Origin of the sequence: Sporichthya sp., from assembly GCF_013815995.1 — a bacterium.
Lineage (GTDB): Bacteria > Actinomycetota > Actinomycetes > Sporichthyales > Sporichthyaceae > Sporichthya.
In genome coordinates this window covers 1-2,509 of record NZ_JACDFE010000370.1, presented here as the reverse complement: position 1 = coordinate 2,509, position 2,509 = coordinate 1, and the positions used below count along the sequence as shown (strand labels likewise).

Sequence of the window (2,509 nt, the reverse complement as noted above, 5' to 3'; positions counted from 1 at the left end):
GCGCGAGCCACCACGGCATGTGGGACCTGGCGATGCTGCAGCCGGTCCCGGGCCTGCGCCTGGCCGCGCCGCGCGACGCCGTCCAACTGCGCGCCCAGCTGCGCGAGGCCCTCGCTGTCGACGACGCCCCGACCGTGGTGCGGTTCGCCAAGGGCGCCGCGCCCGAGGACATCCCGGCCATCGAGCGGATCGGCGGGATCGATGTCCTGCACCGCGCCGGCGAGCCCGACGTTCTGCTGGTCGCGGTCGGCGCGATGGCCACCATGTGCCTGGAGATTGCCGAGCGCCTGGCCGATCATGGGGTCGGCGTGACCGTGGTGGATCCACGCTGGGTCAAGCCGGTCGACCCCGCCCTGGTGCCGCTGGCCGCCGGACACCGCGTCGTGGTGACCGTCGAGGACTCCGGTCGGGTCGGCGGCGTCGGCTCGACGATCGCGCAGGTGCTGCGCGATTCCGGGGTCCACGTCCCGTTGCGCGACTTCGGCATCCCGGCGGCGTTCCTGCACCACGGCACCCGCGCCGAGGTGCTCACCGACCTCGGTCTGACCTCGCAGGAGATCTCGCGCCAGGTCGTGGAGATCGTCGCGGGTCTGCCGGTGGGCACCTCTACTCTCGACGGCGCGCAGCGCCCGGCGCCGCGTGCCTGACGCAGCCGGCACGCCCGAGCCGGCCGACCTGCCGCCGGGGCAACCAGACATCGAGACGATCTCCCTCACCTCCACCGAGCGCACCTCGGTGGACCTGCTGGTGCTCGGCGCCGGCACCGCCGGGCTGGCGGCCGCAGCCCGGGCCGCCCACCGTGGCCGCAGTGTGCTGGTGCTCGACCACGCCGAGCACGTCGGCGGGCTGGCGGCCAGCTTCGACCTGGCCGGGATGTCGGTCGACTACGGCAGCCATCGGTTGCCCGAGCGCCTCGCCCCGGACGTCGAATCGGACCTGGAGGAACTGCTCGGCGGGGACCTGCAGACCCGGCGGCGGACCGCCCGGGTCCGCGTGGCCGACCGCTGGGTACCACTGGAGCGCTCGACCTCCGACCTGCGCCGGTTGCTGCCGCACCCGATGGCGACCGCGATGGCCTGGGACACCGGCCGCTCGGGGCTACGCCGACGTGGCGGCGCGGACTACGCGGCCGCGATGAAGGCACGGGTCGGCCGGCGGATCTACGACGCGGTCTACGAGCCCTACGCGCGGAAGCTCTGGGACCAGCCCGGCAACCGGTTGGACGCCGACGCGGCCGGCCGGATCGTCAGCGCCGACATCACCTGGCGCTCGGGTCGGCGCTACCGGGCGGCGGGCTCGGAGTTCCGCTACCCGCGCCAGGGCTTCGGGCAGATCCCCACGGTGCTGGCCGAGACCGCGGTGGCGGCGGGCGCGACGATCCGGCTCGGCACCGAGATCGACGCCATCGAACCGGCCTTCGGGTCGGTCATCGTCCGCACCCTGGACGGCGCCTCCCTGACGGGTCGTCACGCCTTCTCGACGCTGCCGCTGCCGCGGCTGGCCCGGTCCACGCGGCCCGGCCCGCCGTTGGGTGCGATCGAGACCGCGACCCGACTGCGCTTCCGCGCGATGGTGCTGGTTTTCCTGGTCCACGAGGGCGGTCGCTGGAGTCCGTTCGACTGCCACCATTTCCCGGCCGACGACACCCCGGTGCTGCGGCTCAGCGAGCCGGCCAACTACCGCGACAACTCCGACGACCCGACCGGGCACACCGTGCTGTGCGCGGAAATGCCGTGCGCGGTTGGGGACGAGATCTGGTCCGCCAACGACGTCGAACTCGCCGAACTGGTGGAGGAAGCGGCGGCCCGCACCGACCTGCCGGACATCAAGGTGGCCGAGGTCCAGGTGCATCGCTCCGCGATGTACTACCCGAGCTACACCCTCGGCTACGACCGGGACCTGAAGGGCCTGGACTCGTGGTTGCGCGGGATTCCGTCGGTGACCTCGTTCGGGCGGTTCGGCCTGTTCTTCCACGACAACACCCACCACGCGCTGCTGCTGGCGCGGGAGGCGGGCAACGCCCTCGGGCCGGAGGGCACCTTCGATCACCTGGCGTGGGAGCGCGGCCGCGAACGGGTCGAAGCCCTACTCGACTGACCCCGCCGACGGATGTCATCCGTTGCGTTTGCTGCGGATGTCATCCGTTGCGTTTCACGTTTCCTCGGCGGCGGGTTCTTCGGTGTAGGTGTCAGTGTCGGTGTCCTCGGGGTCGTCGACATCGGCCTTGGGGTCGGCCTTGGCTTCGATCGCGGCGGCGGCCGCGGCGAGGCCGTCCACGATCACCTCGGCGGCGAGATCGATCTGCCAGGGGCGGGAGCCGAAGTCGGTCAGAATCTGCTCGATGACCGGAACTGATACCTCGTCAGGTGGCGTCCAGGCGATCCGGCGCAGGTGGTCCGGAGCGAGCAGGTTCTCCGTCGGCAGCTTGTGCGCGTCGGCGACCGCACCGACCCCGGCCCGCAGCGCGGACAGGCGGGCGGCCGCGGCCGGGTCCCGCTCGGCCCAGCTG

At 72.7% G+C, this 2,509-nt stretch carries 2 protein-coding genes and 1 pseudogene; 2 read left to right on the top strand and 1 reads right to left on the bottom strand.

Features of this window, described 5'->3' with window-relative positions; translation table 11 throughout:
• Positions 1-647, top strand: a 647-nt coding sequence (locus H0X00_RS23380; RefSeq protein ID WP_293775225.1) for a transketolase C-terminal domain-containing protein, incomplete at its 5' end; no start/stop codon positions are given.
• The gene (locus H0X00_RS23375; RefSeq protein ID WP_293775223.1) at positions 640-2,097 is read left to right on the top strand and encodes an NAD(P)/FAD-dependent oxidoreductase; all 1,458 of its coding nucleotides are present in this window, start codon (positions 640-642) and stop codon (positions 2,095-2,097) included. The genes H0X00_RS23380 and H0X00_RS23375, both read left to right, overlap by 8 nt.
• 54 nt (positions 2,098-2,151) lie before the next feature.
• On the opposite strand, the pseudogene H0X00_RS23370 reads toward H0X00_RS23375, so the two are convergent.
• Positions 2,152-2,509: pseudogene (locus tag H0X00_RS23370) on the bottom strand (hypothetical protein); the annotation flags it as partial.